At 70.0% G+C, this 17,256-nt stretch carries 13 protein-coding genes and 1 pseudogene; 7 read left to right on the forward strand and 7 right to left on the reverse strand.

Annotation, left to right across the window (positions count from 1 at the left end; genetic code table 11):
• The first annotated feature begins 29 nt into the window (after positions 1–29).
• Together pheA and WMF43_RS43545 are read left to right on the forward strand one after the other, a co-directional pair.
• Entirely contained in the window at positions 30–1,118 is a 1,089-nt protein-coding gene (gene pheA, locus WMF43_RS43540) for a prephenate dehydratase (protein WP_437674132.1), read from the forward strand.
• 409 nt (positions 1,119–1,527) lie between these two features.
• The gene (locus WMF43_RS43545) at positions 1,528–2,346 is read left to right on the forward strand and encodes a formylglycine-generating enzyme family protein (RefSeq protein WP_437674134.1); all 819 of its coding nucleotides are present in this window, start codon (positions 1,528–1,530) and stop codon (positions 2,344–2,346) included.
• A gap of 61 nt (positions 2,347–2,407) precedes the next feature.
• Here WMF43_RS43545 and WMF43_RS43550 read toward each other — a convergent pair whose 3' ends face one another.
• Positions 2,408–3,667: a cellulose binding domain-containing protein gene (locus tag WMF43_RS43550; RefSeq protein WP_437674136.1), complete on the reverse strand. Its 1,260-nt coding sequence runs from the start codon at positions 3,665–3,667 to the stop codon at positions 2,408–2,410.
• An 819-nt stretch (positions 3,668–4,486) separates the two neighbouring features.
• On the opposite strand from WMF43_RS43550, the gene WMF43_RS43555 reads away from it, so the two are divergent.
• The gene (locus WMF43_RS43555) at positions 4,487–5,371 is read left to right on the forward strand and encodes a LysR family transcriptional regulator (protein ID WP_437674138.1); all 885 of its coding nucleotides are present in this window, start codon (positions 4,487–4,489) and stop codon (positions 5,369–5,371) included.
• Between the two features lie 4 nt (positions 5,372–5,375).
• Here WMF43_RS43555 and WMF43_RS43560 read toward each other — a convergent pair whose 3' ends face one another.
• The gene (locus WMF43_RS43560; protein ID WP_437674140.1) at positions 5,376–6,383 is read right to left on the reverse strand and encodes a ketopantoate reductase family protein; all 1,008 of its coding nucleotides are present in this window, start codon (positions 6,381–6,383) and stop codon (positions 5,376–5,378) included.
• On the opposite strand from WMF43_RS43560, the gene WMF43_RS43565 reads away from it, so the two are divergent.
• The 4 genes from WMF43_RS43565 to WMF43_RS43580 all read left to right on the forward strand — a co-directional run bounded on the left by WMF43_RS43565 (position 6,367) and on the right by WMF43_RS43580 (position 11,352).
• Positions 6,367–7,059 carry a tannase/feruloyl esterase family alpha/beta hydrolase gene (locus WMF43_RS43565; RefSeq protein WP_437674142.1) on the forward strand — a complete coding sequence of 231 codons (693 nt, stop codon included), beginning with the start codon at positions 6,367–6,369 and terminating at the stop codon, positions 7,057–7,059. The genes WMF43_RS43560 and WMF43_RS43565 overlap by 17 nt on opposite strands.
• A gap of 30 nt (positions 7,060–7,089) precedes the next feature.
• Positions 7,090–7,482 (forward strand): hypothetical protein, encoded by a 393-nt coding sequence (locus WMF43_RS43570; RefSeq protein WP_437674143.1) that lies wholly within the window; start codon positions 7,090–7,092, stop codon positions 7,480–7,482.
• A gap of 20 nt (positions 7,483–7,502) precedes the next feature.
• Positions 7,503–10,283 carry a hypothetical protein gene (locus tag WMF43_RS43575; RefSeq protein WP_437674145.1) on the forward strand — a complete coding sequence of 927 codons (2,781 nt, stop codon included), beginning with the start codon at positions 7,503–7,505 and terminating at the stop codon, positions 10,281–10,283.
• 214 nt (positions 10,284–10,497) lie between these two features.
• Complete coding sequence (locus tag WMF43_RS43580; protein WP_437684275.1) at positions 10,498–11,352, forward strand: hypothetical protein; 855 nt, start codon at positions 10,498–10,500, stop codon at positions 11,350–11,352.
• 477 nt (positions 11,353–11,829) lie between these two features.
• On the opposite strand, the pseudogene WMF43_RS43585 reads toward WMF43_RS43580, so the two are convergent.
• The 5 genes and pseudogenes from WMF43_RS43585 to WMF43_RS43605 form a co-directional block, all read right to left on the reverse strand.
• A pseudogene (locus WMF43_RS43585) lies at positions 11,830–12,429 on the reverse strand (RNA polymerase sigma factor); the annotation flags it as partial.
• A 419-nt stretch (positions 12,430–12,848) separates the two neighbouring features.
• A complete protein-coding gene (locus WMF43_RS43590; protein WP_437674147.1) occupies positions 12,849–13,484 on the reverse strand; it encodes a hypothetical protein in 636 nt (211 codons plus the stop codon).
• Between the two features lie 505 nt (positions 13,485–13,989).
• The gene (locus WMF43_RS43595; RefSeq protein ID WP_437674148.1) at positions 13,990–15,561 is read right to left on the reverse strand and encodes a right-handed parallel beta-helix repeat-containing protein; all 1,572 of its coding nucleotides are present in this window, start codon (positions 15,559–15,561) and stop codon (positions 13,990–13,992) included.
• Positions 15,562–15,851: 290 nt separating this feature from the next.
• Positions 15,852–16,637, reverse strand: coding sequence for a peptidylprolyl isomerase (locus WMF43_RS43600; RefSeq protein ID WP_437674150.1), 786 nt, complete (start codon positions 16,635–16,637; stop codon positions 15,852–15,854).
• Between the two features lie 110 nt (positions 16,638–16,747).
• Entirely contained in the window at positions 16,748–17,239 is a 492-nt protein-coding gene (locus tag WMF43_RS43605) for a UPF0262 family protein (protein WP_437674151.1), read from the reverse strand.
• Positions 17,240–17,256: the final 17 nt, after the last annotated feature.

Consider the following 17,256-nt stretch of genomic DNA (forward strand, 5'->3'; position numbering starts at 1 on the left):
CGCCGGCCCTTTTCGAGGTGGAAATTTCCATGGCGACCCTGGACGAGCTTCGCGTGCGCATCGACGGCATCGACGATCGGATCCTCGAGCTGCTCGCGGAGCGGGCCGAGGTGGCCGTCGAGGTCGCGCACGCGAAGCGCGCGGCGAACGCGACGCAGTTTCACGATCCGGAGCGGGAGCGGCGCGTGCTCACGCGGCTCCAGGCCAAGGGCGCGGGCCGGTTCCCGCGCGACGCGATCCGCGTGATCTTCCGGGAGGTGATGAGCGCCTGCCTGTCGCTCGAGGAGCCCATGAAGGTGGCGTTCCCCGGGACGGAGGGCGCCTTCGCCGAGGTCGCGGCGCGGCACCTGTTCGGGCTGGCGGCGCGTTACCGGGAGACGGGCACGATCGAGGGCGTCTTCGACGCGGTGCGCGCGGGGGAGGCGGCCTGCGGCGTCGTGCCCGTCGAGAGCTCGACCGAGGGGTCGGTGACGCTCACGGCCGACGCCTTGATCGAGAGCGACCTCCAGATCCGGCAGGAGCTGGTGCTGGACGTCGCGTACTGCCTGTTCAGCAAGGCGTCCGGGCTGAGCGGCGTCAGCCGGGTGCACGGCCACCCGCAAGCGCTCACGCACTGCCGCCTCTGGCTCGCGAAGCACCTGCCGGGCGCGCAGATCGTGCAGACGGTCTCGGCCGCCGCCGCCGCGCGCGAGGCGCTCGCCGACGCCACCGCGGCGGCCGTGGGCAACCGCGGCGCGGGCGAGCTCTACGGGCTGCCGCTCCTGCGCGAGCGGATCCACGACCGCCCCGAGAACGCGACCCGGTTCATCGTCATCGCGGCGGGCGACGCGCCGCCCACGGGCGCGGACAAGACGTCGGTGGTCTTCTCGGTGCAGGAGGAGCCCGGCGCGCTGCGAAAGGTGCTCGCGATCTTCGATGAGGCGGGGATCAACCTGACGAGGATCGAGTCGCGGCCGAGCCGGCAGAAGCACTGGGACTACGTGTTCCTGGTCGACCTGGAGGGGCACCGGAGCGAGGCGCGCGTGGCGGAGGCGATAGAGCGGCTGCGGGCGCAGTGCGAGATGGTGAAGGTGCTGGGGAGCTACCCGCGGTCGACGGCGGCGACTACGACGCGCTGAGGCCGGGAGGGCGGCTCGCCGGCTGACGTCCGCGCCGGGGCTGCGTGACCACGCGATAGCTCTTCGAGGCAGGGCTCGAAGAAGGAGCGCCGAGCGGCGCTCGGCGCGGGCATCCGCTTCGACGGAGAAGAGAATGAAACGTCGTTGGATCGCATGGATGATGTGCGGTGCGATGGCCGCCTGCGGCGGCACGGTCGAAAGGGACGTGGAAGACGCTCCTGACGATCGAAGCGACCCCGACGCGGGTTGCCTCCCAGCGTGTTCCGGACTCACCTGCGGTCCCGATGGGTGCGGCGGCACCTGTGGCGCATGTACGACTGGGCAGACGTGCACCGCACGCGGTCGGTGCGAGCCGCTCGCCTCACGGCAGCGGAGCTGTCGCGACACCCCCGACGAGCGCGGCTGCGGCATGGTCGAGGTGCCGGGCGGCACGTTCACCCTGGGCGACGACCCGCTGGCCACCGGGGCCACACCGGCTCAGCCCACGATCACGGTGGGGCCGTTCGTGCTCGACGCCTACGAGGTCACCGTGGCCCGGTTCCGGCGGTTCTGGGAAGCTGGCCATCCCGCGCCGCCCGGGGCCATCGCGTATCCGGGCGGGGCGAGCATCCCCTGGACCGGGGAAGTTCGGGATCCGGTGCTGCATGGTGAGGGGCCGTGGGGTTCGCGTCCGATCGATGGGCCGAGTCCTCACCCGTTCTATGCCATGGTGGATACAGACTGGTGGACCGCGCAGGCATTCTGTGTGTGGGACGGCGGTCGCTTGCCGACCGAGGCCGAGTGGGAGTTCGTGGCAAAGGCGATGAGCGATGGGCGGCCGGTCCCGCGTGTGTACCCGTGGGGCGACGAACCGCCCCAGGGAGCTGTGGACACGCCCTGCGATCGCGCGTCCTGGAACGAATGCCATCCCGCCATGGATCGGTTCCAGTTCGGCGGCGGGCTGGTCGGAACCTTCGCGCCCACCGGCGGGTTCTACGACCTCGCGGGGAATGTGGAGGAGTGGGTCGCGGACGGATGGGCGCAGTACACGAATGCGAGCTGCTGGGGGGGCGTGCCGCGCGCCGACCCGTTATGCGTCAGCAGCCCGGACGGCGGCGATGAGCGGGTGACACGCGGTGGGCACGCGATGTCCGCGTCGGCCGCTGCCCTGCGGGCCGCGGCGCGCGGCGCCAACGTGTCGAACCAGGCGCTTTCGTGGACCGGGTTCCGCTGCGCCGCGACGCAGTAGCTTTCGCCCGGGCGTTCGCGTCGTCGATGGACGGGCAGCGGCGTCGCTGCCCGTCCGGGGCTCACGGGATCGCGCAATAGTCCGGGAAGCTCGACGGGATGCCCGCCGCGTAGGGCTCCGGGCGGACCTTGTACGGGTGATCCTTCAGGAACTGCCAGCTCGACGCGGCGATCCCCGACGGGATGTTGTGCCCGCCGCCGCTGTTGCAATCGATCGCGAAGCCGCCCTTCGCCTTGATGTCGCGCTCGAGGTCCGCGCTGGTCTTGGCGAGGTCGATCACGACGACATCGGAGCCCGCGGCGCCGTGGACCGCCATGACGGCAGGCGGGTTGCTCGCATCCTGGAGGCCCGGCCAGCCGTAGCTCGTCTTGCCGCCCGAGTACGACACGACGCTCGCCACGTAGCTCGATCGCGCGTACGCCATCCACGCGCTCTGCACGCCGCCCGCGCTGAAGCCGAGCGCGTGGATGCGGCTCGTATCGATGTTCCGCTGCTGGATGGCGCACGCGATCGCCTCGTCCGCCGTGTTGAAGTCGCCCATGTACCACACGTCGTTGAGCGTGGTGCGCGTGCCGTCCTTGCCGCCCTGGCCGTCGTAGGCGTTCGGCGCGAACACGACGCCGCCGCGGCTCGTGATCTCGTTGATGGCCGCCTGCCCGAGGCCGGCCAGCGCCTCTTGCGGGCTGGAGCTCGTGGCGTGCCAGTAGATGACCACTGGCGCCGGCGTGGCGGACCGCGCGCCGGCCCACACGCGCACCTCGCGGCCGAGGAACGACATCGTGCCGGTGGCGATCGTCGGGCAGGCCTCCCGCGCCGTGGGCAGCGCGCTCGGCGCCGTTCCCGACGGGGTGCCCGTCCCGCCGCCGCTGCCGCCCGCGCCGCCGCTGCCGCCGCTGCCGCCCGTGCCGCTGCTGCCGCCCGTGCCGGTCGACACGCCCTCTCCGGTCACGGACGTGATCCTCGGGCGCACCCTGCCGCTCCCGCAGAAGCTGAACTCGGCCGAGTCCGAAGGCGCGATCTGCGCGCTGCCCTCGATCGACGTGGCCGTCAGCTGCGTGCCGCTCGTCGTAATCTGAGCGCCCCGGGGCCTGCTCACCGTCGCTGTCCCGACATCGGCGACAACGGTCCACCGCGCGATCGCGCTCGCCCCCGAGTTCGACACCGTGACCTTGGCGCAGTAACCGCTGCCCCAGTCCACGGAGTAGCCGAGCTCGGCGGTCAGATCGCCGTCGAGCGCCATCACCGCGTCGTCGCTCAGCTCGGCGCCGCCGGCCGCTCCGGCGACGCACCCGCCGAGCAGCGCGCTCACCCCGAGGATCACGCATCCCGACAACCGAAGACACCCGGCGTGACGAGCCTCGCTCCGATGCGCGCGCGCTCTTCCGTCGCGCCGCTCGCTCCCCGCTCGGCGCGGCTCACCGCTCGTGATCCTGGCCAGCGAGCCTCGCTGCGTCGAGAGCTCCGGCGAATGTACACGGTTCATGAGGTTCTCCTCCAGCTCGGCAAGGCCGAGTTCGCGCGGCCGCTCCGGTCCCTGAACGGTCCGCCGGCGAGCGCCGCACGGGCATCTTCAGGGTCAGCTCAGGCTCAGCCGCGGACGGTGCGTAAGACGAGTACGTCCGAAGGACGCGATGAACATATCGTATCATCATCGGATCACCGGCGACACAAAACTGCCAATCAGGAACCACAAATATCCGCAGCGTCGCCCCAAGTTTCCGCGAGCCGCGCAAATGCTTCGTACGGTGTGAGACCCGCACTCCGATCTACAGCGGAAATCGCCTGAGCTGCGCTCTGTTCACGGCGCAAAATTTCATCAAACTACCTGGACACGATCGTGTGGCAACGTACGATTCCGGGAGGACGGCGCGCTGAGCCGCCTCGAAGGCTGGCTGTGGCCTCATCACCGATCGCAAGCACCTCAACGAAGTCTGGAAGTCGCAACTCGGCTGCATCGCGCCCTACCTCCTGGCTCCAGTGGACCACGCTGCCGAAAGACGCGTCAGCGCTCGCGAGGATCGACCCGCCTCTCGTCGCGCAATACCAGCTCGGGGTCCGCCGCCGTACAACGGGCTCACGGCCATGGCCGGCGCGAGCGGCTTGACTTTCGGACGGCGTTTGGGCGTCCTAGCCCCACGCCATGCCGACGGACGGACCCTCGTGGGACGACCTGCGCATTCTCCTCACCGTTCACCGCGAGAAGAGCTTTCTCGCTGCGGGCAAGAAGCTCGGGGTGGCCACGTCGACCATCGCCCGGCGCATCGAGGCGCTCGAGCGAGCGCTGGGGCGGCCGCTCGTGCATCGCGGCAACACGGGCGTACAGGTCGACGCCGAGGCGCTCGGGCTGGTGGGGCTGGGAGAAGACCTCGAGCTGGGCCTCGAGGCGCTGCAGCGCGACGCCCGTGACGCGACGGTGGCCGGCACCGTGCGGGTGTCGGTGAGCGAGGGCCTCGTGCGAGCGATGACGCGAGTTCTGGCCCGACTCCGTGTGAAGCACCCGGCCCTGCTGCTCGAGCTTTCGTCGGAGTCGCGCCTGGCCGACCTCGCGCGCCGAGAGGCCGACGTGGGCATTCGCCTCGCCCGCACCGGGTCGGCCACGCTGGTCGAAAGGCCGATGGGGCGCGCCCGCGTCGCCCTGTTCGCCTCGCGCAGCTACGTCGAGCGGCGCCTGCCTGGAGCTCGGCTCGGCCGCGACGCGGCGAGCCGTCACGACTGGGTGGGCTTCGACCGCGGCCTGGAGCGCCTGCCGCAGCAGCAGTGGCTGCTGGCGTACGGCGCGGCTCGCTTCGTCTTTCGCTCGAGCTCGATCACGGCCATCGAAGAGGCGTTGCTCGCTGGTCTCGGCATCGGGCTGCTCGGCGAGGCTCAAGGGCTCGGGCTCGACGGGCTGGTGCGCCTCGAGACCGACGAGCAACCTCCTTCGATCGAGGTCTTTCTGGCCTTTCACCGCGACGCCAAGAAGACGCCGCGGGTGCGCGTGGTGGTGCGCGAGATCGAGGACGAGCTTCGCCGTCAACTCGGCTGAAGCCTCACGGCCGAATCGCCTCGAGCGGCGCCGCGAGCGCCGGGGCAGCCGCGCGCATCATGTCGATCAACATCCGCGGCTCGGCCGCGCCGAGCGCGCCGAGATCGCGCAGCATCTTGGTTCGGCTCAGCGCCCAGAGCAGCGCCGTGAGGACGAAGCGCGGCAGCCGGGCCAGCGCGCCGAGGACCGGCGGGCGGACGCGGCTCCCCACCGCGCGCACGATGTCCAGGCCAGCCTCGAAGGCCACGGCGTGCGCCGCCGCTTCGCGCCACGAGACCCCGTCGCCGCGCGCGCGCACGCTCGTCCCGATGGCCATCAGCGGCACCACCATGGCGGCGTGCGCGCGCAGCCAGCTCTGCATGTCGGCCTCGACGACGGTCGGTATGCCTGCGCCGCTGAACACCTCGGCCCACGCCGCGTCAGAGCAGGTGGTGCCGCGGCGGATCTGCGGGTGCACCCGGCCGTCGACGAGCAGCGCGAACACCCCGCCGGGAAAGCCGAAGGCGAAGCGCTCGGCGCCCACGGCCTCGCGCAGCGGGGCGATCGGCTCGAAGGTGTTGAACATGAACATCACCTTGCGGGCGGCGCTGGCGCGGAGCGCGGGCATCACCGCGGCGACCTGCGGCGCGAGCACCGTCACCAGCACGAGATCCCACGCCGTCGACGCGTCGAGGGCGTCGTGCACCTTCACCTCGGCGCGCTCGCCCGAGCCAAGCACGATGGCGCCCTCGCGCTGCAGCCACGAAAGGCGCTGGCCGCGCGCGACGACGGTGACGTCGTGGCCCGCACGGGCGAGCGCATACGCAAAGGAGCTCCCGATGGCGCCGGGACCGACGATGGCGATTCGCATGCGCTGACATTGAGGCCGGGTGAGCTGCCGCGCAACGCGCACCGGCGCCAAGTCGCTTTGCGAACATGCAAAGCCACGTCGAACGACGGCATGGTCGACGGAGATCGTCGCACGCCGGAGCGGGATCGGCCTGCTCGTTTTTAACATGGCGCTTGGCCTCACCGCGATGCTGGAGGCGTTGTCGGCTCCAGGGGCGTTCCCGAGCGCGGCGAAGCGCAAGCTCGTGTGGGACGCGGTGCTGGATGAATGCGATGCGCTCGATGGTCTGGCCGACGGCGTGATCGGCGATGTCGTAAGCTGCAGCAGGCAGCTCGACGTGACGGCGCTGCGTTGCGCGGGCGGCGCGGACGCCGGCGACGCGTGCCTATCTGACGCGCAGATTCAAGCCTTCGAGGCCATCGATGCACCCGTACGGCTGGCGTCGCCGCTCGCGAGCGGCGACGCCGAGCTCGCTGGGTACAACGTGTACTCGGCTGCGCAGGGCGTCGGAACCGATTCGCCGCTGGAGCCTCACGTGCAGTCCGTTGACTTTGGCTCGCAGGCACCGAGCTTTCCTGTCGATAGCGCCGGGCGCCTGCTTCTATCAAGGGTGACAGCGGTCCCGCCGTCCGGGGAGCCGCTCATCGTTGGAGTCGAGGGAGGGTGGGCGCGGAATGGCAGCACGAGCGCAGGCCGCGCTGCGATAACGCAGTGCGCCGGCACGCCGTGCGGCGGTACGCTCTACATCGCCTCGAGCCCGCTCAGGGCTCACGACGCAGCTCGACGGCGGTCACCGGCGCGCCCATCGGGGAGCCGAGGAGCCGCGGCGCGCGCCGAGGAGCCGTCGTTGACCCTGTGAGAGGCGCATGATAAGCGTGAAAATGCGCGCATGCTGGTTATCCGCAAGGAGCAGGTGGCCGTCTTCCGCGCCGAATCCCAGCGGCGCTTCGCCGCGCGGATGCGGGCCTACATCGCCGAGGAGCACCCCGACCGATACCGGACCCTCGGCGACGACGGGACTGCGGTGCTCGTCGAGAAGGGCATCGAGAAGGCCGCTCGCCACGGCATCGACGCCGAGGGCCCGACGGCGGTGCTCATCGAGCTGATGCTCGAGTTCGGCGAGCGGCTCGAGCGATCCCCGGATCGCGCCTGGGCCGAGAAGATCCTCGCCAGCCCGGAGCTGCCGGGCGAGGTGAAGGTGGCCGCCGTGCGCGACCGCTTCGCCGCGCGCGCGGGGGGAAGGCCGCTGGTGATGGCCTCCACATCCCCGAAGCGCTCGTAACCAGGAGAGGGGGAACCGGCATGCCTCTTTGTGTCGTCTGCGGTAACAAGCTCGGCTGCACGCGGGCCGACCAGCACCTCGGCCAGAGCGGGGTGGAGCAGCCGTGCGCGCTCAAGAAGGGCGCGCTCTGGGTCCATGTCATGGACGACGCCGGCGAGGCGGTGAAGGGCGTGGTGGTCGACGTCTCCGGCAGCCAGAAGACGACCGAGGACAACGGGTTTGCCCGGTTCGACCCGATGGAGGCCCAGAAGTACACGGCGAAGCTCCCGGACAAGCTCCCTGACGCCTACGACGCCCCGGAGGCGACGAGCAGCGACGTGTGGCTGTCGCAAGGCGAGGTCGCGTATCTCGGCTTCTCGCTGCCGCGCAAGCCCAAGCTCAAGGTCAAGGTGGTCAAGAAGGGCGAGGCCACGAAGCTGTTCGGCGACGCCACGGTCACGATCACCGGCGTGAACAAGCGCGCCACGGCGAACGCGAAGACCGCGGGGGACACCGGCCTCGCCGACCTCAAGACGCAGGCCGCGGACGAGTACACGATCGAGGTGGCCCTCAAGTCCGACGACGAGAAGGACTTCTTCGTGCCGGCCATCCCCAACGTGAAGCTGGAAGCCGGCGAGGATCGCGTGCTGACGGTCGAGGTCGAGCCCGTCAACGTGGTCACCCCCAAGATCGAGGTCGAGTACAAGGTCGTCCTCCTCGATCGCAAGCTCGCGGCGCACAAGGTCGGCAGCGAGGACCCCATCTACGCCGATCTGACCCGGATCGAGGTCTCGTTCTCCGAGACCAACGCCGAGCACCCGCACGAGACGGGCGCCAAGGTCGAGCTCGATCCCCCGGACGGGGCGGAGGTGTACCTCGACGCGAAGTGCACCACGAAGCTCACGGCCGATCTGACGAAGGACGATCTCCCGAAGGGCAAGGCGAAGGAGCTCTATCTCCGGGGCGCCAAGGCCGGTGCCCTCAAGGTCACGTTCACGCTCAAGGACCCGGAGCCGGCCGACAAGCAGAAGATCCGGCTCGACAAGAACCCGGCCGAGTCGCCGATGGCCGTGATCGCGCTGGAGCTCGAGGCCTACTCGGCCAAGAAGGCGCACTCCAAGGTGTTCGCGGACGACGACGCCCCGACCCACACCAAGCTGACGGACGAGGGGAAGGTCAAGAAGGGCCGTATCCTGGTCGTGCAGGACGGGGGCAAACACGGCCGCGCCAAGGTGGTGGTGAAGAAGCCCGATGACGCGCTCTGGACGACCGGCGCCGCGGACTACGAGGTGATCCTCGCGCAAAAGGCCACCTCCGGATCACTCAAGCTCTACGACGCCGAGACGGGCGGCACCCTGAAGCAAGACCTCTCGTCGGGGCCGCTGAAGCTGAAGAAGGCGGATCTCACGGGCGACGCGACGTACTGGGTCGAGGGCGCCGCGGCCAGCGACGATTTGCGGCAGACGTGGCTGCACCTCGGGCTCGACCGGCCCGTCGGCGGCCTCGCCAAGGCCGAGAAGACCCTGGGCGACGTGGCGCGGTTCACCGTGGTCGAGCTCGCCTGGGTCAAGCCCGACACCGCCGACTACAAGCAGTACGTCAACCTGGCCGCGGACGTCAGCCACCCGGAGCACGGGCGCGAGCTGAAGGCCAAGGCCAAGCTCAGCAAGGCGCTCAAGGACGTCGAGCTGATGTTCTCGCTCGTCCCCGACGCCGGCAACGAGGCGGACATCCCGGACAAGAGCAAGCACGACAAGCCCAAGGACACCGACGCGGCGGTCAAGACCGACGACAAGGGCGAGGTCGAGTCGAGCGCGCTCAAGCTCTCGATCCGCGGCGGCCACAAGTTCAAGGTCGCGGTCTATCCGCTCGAGGCGCCGCCGCCGAAGAAGCTCGTCCCGGACAAGAGCGTCTCCAAGGACATCGAGATCTGGCGAGAGCTCTTCTACACGGTCGTGTGCATGAAGCGCTACGACGGGACCGACTACTCGGACCGCCTCGACGAGGCCGGGGTGGCCTCGACATTCGGGGCGGCGTTCATCAAGATGACGCGCAAGGGCGGCGTCGTCATCAAGCCGTTCACGTCGGTGGTGAAGGACTCGCAGATCGGCACCTGGCACGGCAACAACTTCGGCGGGAACCTCCCCCTGACCCTCAACATCGGGCTCATCGAGGCACAGACGGGCGACGCGACGCAGGACGTGGATCGGTCATGGGACGCCAACGCCGACTGGAACGGCGTCGCCAAGACGTCCACCGAGACGCTGAGCGGGTTCACCTTCGATCTCAGCGATCCGGCCGAGTGGCTCGACTCGGCATATTACCAGAACACCGATCTGGGAGGGTGGACCCAGCTCGCCGCGGACAAGGTCAAGCTCGTCCTCGATGGGCTGGATCACAAGCTGAAGGTCGACCTGTCGACGATCGTCACCGGCGGCGTCACCGTCGACAAGATCAAGCTCAAGGCCACGCTCAAGGCGCTCGACGAGTGGTCCGGCGACAAGACCAACCACGGGATCTTGATCGGGATGCGGTGGCGAGAGCAGTCCTACCCCGGCCAGGTGGACGACTCGGCGCGGCAAACCACGCTGCACGAGACGGGGCACTTCCTCGGGTTGGCCCCCACGACGCGCGGGAACAACGCGCAGGACGCGAACAACCGGTGGTATTTCCAGACCGGGAACCACTGCAGCTACAACACCGACGGGTGCGTCATGTACGACGCCTTCAAGTTCGTCTTCGACTTCTGTGATCATTGCACGGGATCGCTGCTGTCCCGCGATTTCACGAGCCCGCCGGTCGACGCGGCGGCCGCCTACTGAGACGATGGCGGCCGGTCAGGCAGGGGGCCCCGGAGCTCGCGGGCTCCCCGGAAAACGACGGAGGATCGGGTACGCCGCGCTGGTGCTCGCGGGCGCCGCGGCGATGACGTGTGATGGAACAGCGAAGACGAAGCCCCGCTCGGCGCCCGTGGAGGCGCAGCAGCAGCCCAAGACCGAGCTCCCCGGAGAGCCCCTGCAGAGACGCGAGGAGACGATGGCCGAACCGATCGACGCCCCGAGCCCCATCTGGTTCAAGAAGCTGCCCCAGACGCCAGCGCTGAGCGAGACCGGCGACGAGCTCGGGTTCGCGCTCGTGCCGGGTCGAGGCCGGCTGGGGCCGACCGTGGTCCTCGCCGGCGCGTACCGCGTGACGCCGCCGCTCCTCGACTATTACGGGGGGCAGCTCCCCCGGCCCATCCGTGTCGTCGCGGTGGACACCGCGAGGGGAGCGATCTTCAGCACGCAGCTGCTCCAGGAGAAGTCCCCTCCGGTCGTCGTCATGGTCCCCGAGGGAGCGCCGCCCTCCGGGGGAGGGAGGGCGCAGGGCGGCTCGTTCAACGTGGATCTGGCGGCGCAGCTCGGCCTGCCCCCCCACGCCGCGACCTATCATGTGTTCCTGTGGCTGGATCACGTGCTGAGCCCGGTGGACGTGCTCCAGCTGGCGGAGGACCCGCAGCGCGTCGCGACCTCGGTGTCCGGGCGGCGGCCCGCCGATCTCGTGCGGTTCGGAGCTGCCCCTGCGATCGCGCCGGATCCGCAGGCGGTGATCCTGCGCGCCGATCCGACGGCGCCTTCGCGAGGGGTCGAGGGCGCCTGGGTGCCCGACCCGGCGCGGCTCAAGGACCACGAGAGGCCGTATTTCCTGACGGTCCTCGCGTTCGGCCACCGTGACCGCTCGTTCGGCTGGGCCTCGGTGAACGTCAACACGCTCCCTCAAGGCGCCGACGCGGCGCACTTCCACGTGGACGCGGCGGCGCTCGCCGGCGCTTCCCAGCAGGCTCAGAAGGTGTTCGCCGTGGCGTTCGCCGAGGGGAAGCGCATTCAGGTGCTCACGCTGCCGGCACGGTAGTCCCGCCCGCCAGAAGGCCGGCCAGGGATGGCCGGACTCCTGCGCCGCTTCGCGGCGGCTTCGCGCGGGCAGGCCCAGTCTCACGCAGCACCGGCACCCAGCCCGCGGCGGCGAGCGCTGCTCGTCGAGGGCGCTCGCCGCCGCAGCACCTCGGGCGGCTAGTGGACCGGGAGAGGCACGGCGCAGCAGGCGAATTTCCCCTTGGTCATCTCCCCGTCGGCGCAACGCGGGTCGTTGACCTGGGGGACAAAGTCGCGGGTCGTTCCGCTCGTAATCGAACGCCGCGAGCTCGGCGCCGCTGCTCACGCACGTCTGGTGCGCCCGATCCTTGAGCACGGAGCTGTCGATGCAGACGGAGCCGTCGCCCAGCTCCCCGCCCCAGCACGACCCCGCCTCAGGCCAGGGCGGCGCCTCGTCGATCGAGGACGTCGCGCCCTGCTCCGCGGCCCCGGGGGCATCGCCGCTCTCCTGATCCTTGCCGTCGAGGTAGAACATCGAGAACGCGACCTGCTCTTTCGGGGGCAGCTTGCCGACCGCCTCGAGCGCGCGGCGCAGGTCGTCGCGCGCGATGGTCACCTCGTCGAGCGGGCGGGGCTCGGCCTTGGCCTGCCCGAGCACCCAGCGGATCACGGGGAGCGCGAGGAAGCGATCCCGCCGCAGGCGGTTCAAGCAGCGGTTCGAGGTCGCCCGGTACAGCCACCCTTCGAGGCCGTCGCGCTCGGTCAACGTCGCGAGCGCCTTCATCAGATCGAGGAACACGTCCTGGGTCACGTCCTCGGCCCAGGCCACGTTGCCGCGGCCATAACGGAGGGCGAGGCGGAACACGAAGCGATGGTGGCGGCGGTAGAGCGCCTCGATGTCCAGCGCCGCCGCGCCGGCAGCGCTGGGCGCGATCGCCGGTGGGCAGGGCGACGGCGGCGCGGCGACGTCGTCGTCGTCGGGCAGCGACTCGCCCCGACCGCCATCGCCGCCAGGCGGGAGCAGCTCCTCCGCCCGGGCCTGGGCGACGAGATGAGGCCGCGCGGCGAGGTTCACCCCGACCTCCGGCCGAGGGTCCCGTCCGCCGCGAGGCACCACGACGAAAGCACGCGATCCGCCATCTCGCTGCTATCACAATCGAGCCCGGCGTCGGTTTCCTGCCTTGCCTCTGCCTCCAGCCTCCCGGCCGGCTTCAAGCTCGCTGTACAATTCCAGAGAAACTGGTCGGATGGCCGGCCGTGGCGGCCGGGGAGCCTCGTTCCTGGTCGCTCCTCGGAGCGGAGCGAGCCGCGCGAGCGACGCTCGCCGGCCGGGCTGGCGCTCGGAGGGCAGTCGCCCGCGGTGACTGCGCGCGGCGTGCCGGGGCGGCAAGACCGGCCTGTCGATTCGCCCCGTGGACCAGGAGATGGCGCGCGACCTCGGGCGGTGCTGCGCCCGCCCGGCCTTCGCCATCCCGTGCGGGCGAGGTGCTCGCTCCGCGCCTCGGCGATCCGCAGCGGGATCTCCGCCGCGCGGAGCTAGCCCTGGGTCCGCGTGGCGGGCTCGCACCAGCACCCGTTGTTCCCCGTGACGCAGCGGTCACCCACCTTGCAGCAGCAGGTGTAGCTGCCCTCGCTGCAAGCCGCGCCCGGACACACCGAGATGACACCGATTCTCCAGAGGGCCTGCTGAGATTCACCCAGCGTGTCGTCCTCGGCGGTGGCAGCGCTCCTCTCGCCCAGGAGCTTCTCCATCATGCTCGGCTCGATCAGGGCGAGCATCACCGCTTGCTCCGACACAACCGCCTCAGGGGCGACCAGCTGCCCCGAGTTCGTGTAGGACGTCAGGCCATCGAACCGCGTGAGCGACATGTGGCCGTCGTCGGTCCAGGTGAGGTTCAGCCAGCGGTCCGCCCCGTCGCGGACCTCGAGCGAGCCGCCGTCGTTCATCGTGGCGCTCTCGACGTGGTACGTCTCGCCGCGCGCCACGGCGCGCCAGCTGTTCTCCTGCAAACCGCGGTGCTCCTCGTGGAATTCGACGACGAAGGGCTCCCCGGTCAGGGTGGTCGCAGAGAGCGTGATGGGCGCCGCAGCGCCTTCCACGACCTCTTCTTGAGGGCCGCAGGCGACCAGGGAGACAGCCATCGAAACGAGAACGCAGTGGGTGATCTTCATGGTTCGTCTCTCTTCGAAAAGGGTGGATGATCAGGCGGAGCTGGGCTTCCCTGCTCCGCCGGCGAGCTGCGATGGTCGAGCGCCACGTGCGCTGAGGTCGGCGGTGACCTCGAGCGCCTTCGCGCGCTGTCGGGTCGCATTGCAGGCGCTGTGCCCCGGGATCCATCGAGGAGGATCCCGCGTCGCGTGCGCAGCATTCCGACCCCGGGCGGCCGCCAGGGAGCTCCCGCGCTCCGACCCGGGTCTGCGCACGTTGCGCAAATCCGAGGAGGTTGCGCAGATTCTAGCGCAACGGGCGCGGAGGCCTCGCGGTCCGAGGGCGAGGAGCGTCCGAGCTCGCTCGGCTTCGTGCAGATCGACGGGTCGAGCGCGCTGTCCCCCGCGCTCACCGACGTGTTCCTCCCGCACCGGAAGGGGGAGCGCGCGCCGCTCGCAGCGGTGGGCGGTGGACCGGCTCTACCCCGTCACGCACACCGCCGAGCGCAACGCTGCCAGCGGGCTCTGGCTACGGCCCGAACGCGCCGATGGTGAGCTTCGGGCCGTCGCTGCGCGCGTTGGCCTGCTGGTGCAGCACATACTGGTGCTCCACCGCCGGAAGACCGTCGAGCGCGGCGCCGGCGCCGACGAGCGGCGCGCTCGCGGCCGGGATGAAGTCGTTGTCTTGCACCGACGCGAACGGCAGGTCGACGCCGAAGATCGAGCCGTCGAATCCGTCCACCTTCCCGAGCACCTTGACGCCCGGGACCGGATCGAACGCCGTCCACCCCTGCGTGACCCAGTTCCCGGCGAGGGTGAGGATCCCGGCGGCCACGTTGCCACGGTCCCCGAGGAAGGTGACCGCGCGGATGTCGGTCGGCCCCTGGCTGCTGGCGAACACGTTGTTCCGGGCATTGATCCGCTCGTCGTTGGTCGACGCCTCGAACACCGCGGAGCGCTCGTAGTCCCGGTACCCCTCGTTCTTGACGAAGACGGTGTTGGAGAAGAAGTGGAGCGTGCCCTTCCGGTAGTACTCGGTCTGACCGCTGTCCCCGCCATAGTGGATCATGGAGGGGCCATAGCCGGTGCGGAGCAGCATGTTGCCGTAGACGAAGGTCTCGTGGAACGACGAGGTCTCGATGTTGTCGGTCGCCTCCTGCGCGTCCACGAGGTCGATCAGGTGGGCGCCGTCCTCGATCCAGTTGTAGCGGATCACGACGCCGGCCGAGCGCTCCTTGATGTTGTTGCCGTTGCCGCCGCGCGTGGGGCCGAAGCGGTTGAACTGGTAAACGACGTTGGACGCCTCGTTGTAGACGTTGTGCTCGTTATCGTCCGTCAGGCCGCCGTTGTCGTGGATGTAGTTCGACTCGATGAGCACGTCCTCGACCAGGATCTCCCCGCCGCCCGTGCCGATGAAGAGGCCGTTTTCGTTCTCGTGCACCTCGCAGCCGCGGATCGTCACGTGGTGGCCGCGCTCCACGAAGATGCCGGCCGCGTTGCTCGCGTAGGACGCCGCCGACCCTGCCTTGTCGGTGAAGCGGAAGGGGGTCGACGCGTTCTTGATCTCGAGCCCTTCGATCGTGATGTGGCTGGGCTGGAGCTCGTACGAGTCGTCGTGCTTGTGGCCGACGATGACGAGCCCCCTGACCTGGTGGCCGTCAAAGGGAAAGTCGAGCTCGGGTCGGGTGGTGGCGCCCTCGCCGTCGATCACCGGCAGCTCGCCGCCCGGCCCCGGGACGCCGCAGACCCGGATCGGCTGCTCTGCGGTCCCCTGCCCTCCGAGCATCATTTTCTCGTGGTACCCTTCGGCGCGCCAGAAGATGCGCACGGTATCGCCGGCGACGAGCGACTCGAGCGGCACATCGCCGATCGTCGCGAACTCCTTGCCGGGGCCGACCTGGTAGTCCTTGCCGCTCCCGACGTGGGTGCATGCGATCTGGACCGGGGGAATGGCGGCGGGCGGCGGGGGTGCCGCGGGGCTGTCCGTCGTCGTGCCGTCGAGCGTCGCTCCGTCGGGCGTCGTTCCGTCGGGCGTCGTTCCCTCGAGTGCCGTTCCGCCGAGCTCGCCGGTGCAGCCGGCGGCGAGGAGAAGACCCGTCATGCAAGCTCGAACTCTCACCACTCGTTCCTCCTCACCCCTGGAAAGCCACACTGCAATTTTCCAGGAAAGGGTGCGCGCCCGCGCACGGTTGTGGCAAGATGACACGATGACGGCGGTTGTCATGCAGCCAATTGCTGCTGAGCTCGCGAGTTTGTGTGTAATTGCTGCTGAGTTCGCGAGAGCTTCCTGTCGCTGCTCGACTGGTGCAGGCGGCGGGCGACGGAGCGCCTACCCGCATGGGCCGCGCCGTGGGCGCACAAGCTCGGCGTGACGTTTCGCGCGCGCGCCTTTCACGGCGCGCAGCGGGTGATCGTCACCTTGTTCAGGCCCAGCGCCACGACCGGCTTGTCGTTCGCATCGGTCTCGACATGCGTCAGCTCGGTGACCACCTCGACTGGCGCGCACTGGCCGAAGATCGTGTATGCGCCGTCCAGCCAGTCCGTCACCACCTCCGTGACGTAGAACTGGCTCCCGTTGGTGTCCGCCCCGGCATTGGCATAAGCGAGCGTCCCCGCGCGATGCTTCCGCGCGGAGATCTCGTCGGCGAACTCGTACCCTGGCCAGCCCTCGCCGGTGGCGAGCGGATCGCCGCCCTGCGCCATGAACTCCGGAATCACGCGATGGAAGGTCAGCCCGTCGTAGAAGCGCCGCTTCACCCAGCTGCCGGTCGCCGGGTCCAGCCAGGGCCGGCGCCCGCGCGCGAGCCCGACGAAGTTGGCGACCGCGTTCGGGGCCTCGTCCGGGAAGAGCTCGCAGGTGAGCGCGCCCTTGTCGGTCTCGATGATCGCGCGCAGCGGCCCCGGGCCCTCCGGGAGATCGGCCAGGGCCTCGTCCAGCGTGAACATCCCGGCCTCTGGATCGGTATCGCCGGCGAGCACCTCCTCGGGCGCGTCCACGTCGGGGCCGCACTCCATGCCTCCACCGCCGCCCGCGTTCCCGCCCGTCGTCGAGGCGCTCGAGCTCGTCCCGCCCCCGCCCTCCCCGCCCGTGCCGCCGGTCGAGCTCGTCCCGCCACCGCCGCCCCCGCCGCCGCCGTCATCGCCGCAGCCGGCGGCGAGAGGGATGGCGAGGAGCATCGAGACGCAAAGTATGTTCACGGATGAATGAGGAGAAAAGGAGCGGATCTGCATCGGAGCGACACTTGCACGAACTCCGCGGGAACGCACGCCCGACTTGCCGACGCCCGCTACCGCACGTGCCTTGAATCCTGCGGATGCGCCGGAAGCGAGACGAGCCGCGTCGTGTCGACGGTGAGCGAGACGACGAGCGTGAAGAAGCGGCGGCGCGTCTCGAAGCTCGGGCTCAGGTCGGGGAGGAGGGCGCCGATCCGCCTTGCGCCGACGTCGTGGACGACGCGCTTGGCCGTATCGAGGGCCTCGATCTGGGCGGAGTGGAGGTCGCCCCCGGAGAGCTTCTTGATGAGGCCGATGTACTCGCCCACGAGCGGTGCGATGTCCGCTCGCGGGAGGGCGAGGGCGTCAGCCGAGCGGGAGCTTCCGGTGAAGACGAAGTGGAGGTGCCTGTCATCGCAGCCCGCGATGAGGGTGCAGGGATCGCGCGAGGGCCAGGGCGGCTCGCCGGAGACGATATCGGTCGTGATGGTGCGCCACTCGTGCCTCCGGAGCGGCGACGCGCTCGACCAGAGGCGCTCTTCGATTCGGATCGCATGGACCGGCATACAGGCTGAGCTCATCG

Origin of the sequence: Sorangium sp. So ce131, assembly GCF_051519095.1 — a bacterium.
Lineage (GTDB): Bacteria > Myxococcota_A > Polyangia > Polyangiales > Polyangiaceae > Sorangium.

What these genes read in the sequence shown, in the direction of transcription:
- WMF43_RS43595 (WP_437674148.1), bottom strand. Translation starts at nt 15,561, where the DNA reads ATGACGGGTCTTCTCCTCGCCGCCGGCTGCACCGGCGAGCTCGGCGGA.
- WMF43_RS43600 (WP_437674150.1), bottom strand. Translation starts at nt 16,637, where the DNA reads ATGCTCCTCGCCATCCCTCTCGCCGCCGGCTGCGGCGATGACGGCGGC.
- WMF43_RS43555 (WP_437674138.1), top strand. Translation starts at nt 4,487, where the DNA reads ATGCCGACGGACGGACCCTCGTGGGACGACCTGCGCATTCTCCTCACC.
- WMF43_RS43545 (WP_437674134.1), top strand. Translation starts at nt 1,528, where the DNA reads ATGGTCGAGGTGCCGGGCGGCACGTTCACCCTGGGCGACGACCCGCTG.
- WMF43_RS43605 (WP_437674151.1), bottom strand. Translation starts at nt 17,239, where the DNA reads ATGCCGGTCCATGCGATCCGAATCGAAGAGCGCCTCTGGTCGAGCGCG.
- WMF43_RS43565 (WP_437674142.1), top strand. Translation starts at nt 6,367, where the DNA reads ATGGCGCTTGGCCTCACCGCGATGCTGGAGGCGTTGTCGGCTCCAGGG.
- pheA (WP_437674132.1), top strand. Translation starts at nt 30, where the DNA reads ATGGCGACCCTGGACGAGCTTCGCGTGCGCATCGACGGCATCGACGAT.
- WMF43_RS43570 (WP_437674143.1), top strand. Translation starts at nt 7,090, where the DNA reads ATGCTGGTTATCCGCAAGGAGCAGGTGGCCGTCTTCCGCGCCGAATCC.
- WMF43_RS43580 (WP_437684275.1), top strand. Translation starts at nt 10,498, where the DNA reads ATGGCCGAACCGATCGACGCCCCGAGCCCCATCTGGTTCAAGAAGCTG.
- WMF43_RS43575 (WP_437674145.1), top strand. Translation starts at nt 7,503, where the DNA reads ATGCCTCTTTGTGTCGTCTGCGGTAACAAGCTCGGCTGCACGCGGGCC.
- WMF43_RS43590 (WP_437674147.1), bottom strand. Translation starts at nt 13,484, where the DNA reads ATGAAGATCACCCACTGCGTTCTCGTTTCGATGGCTGTCTCCCTGGTC.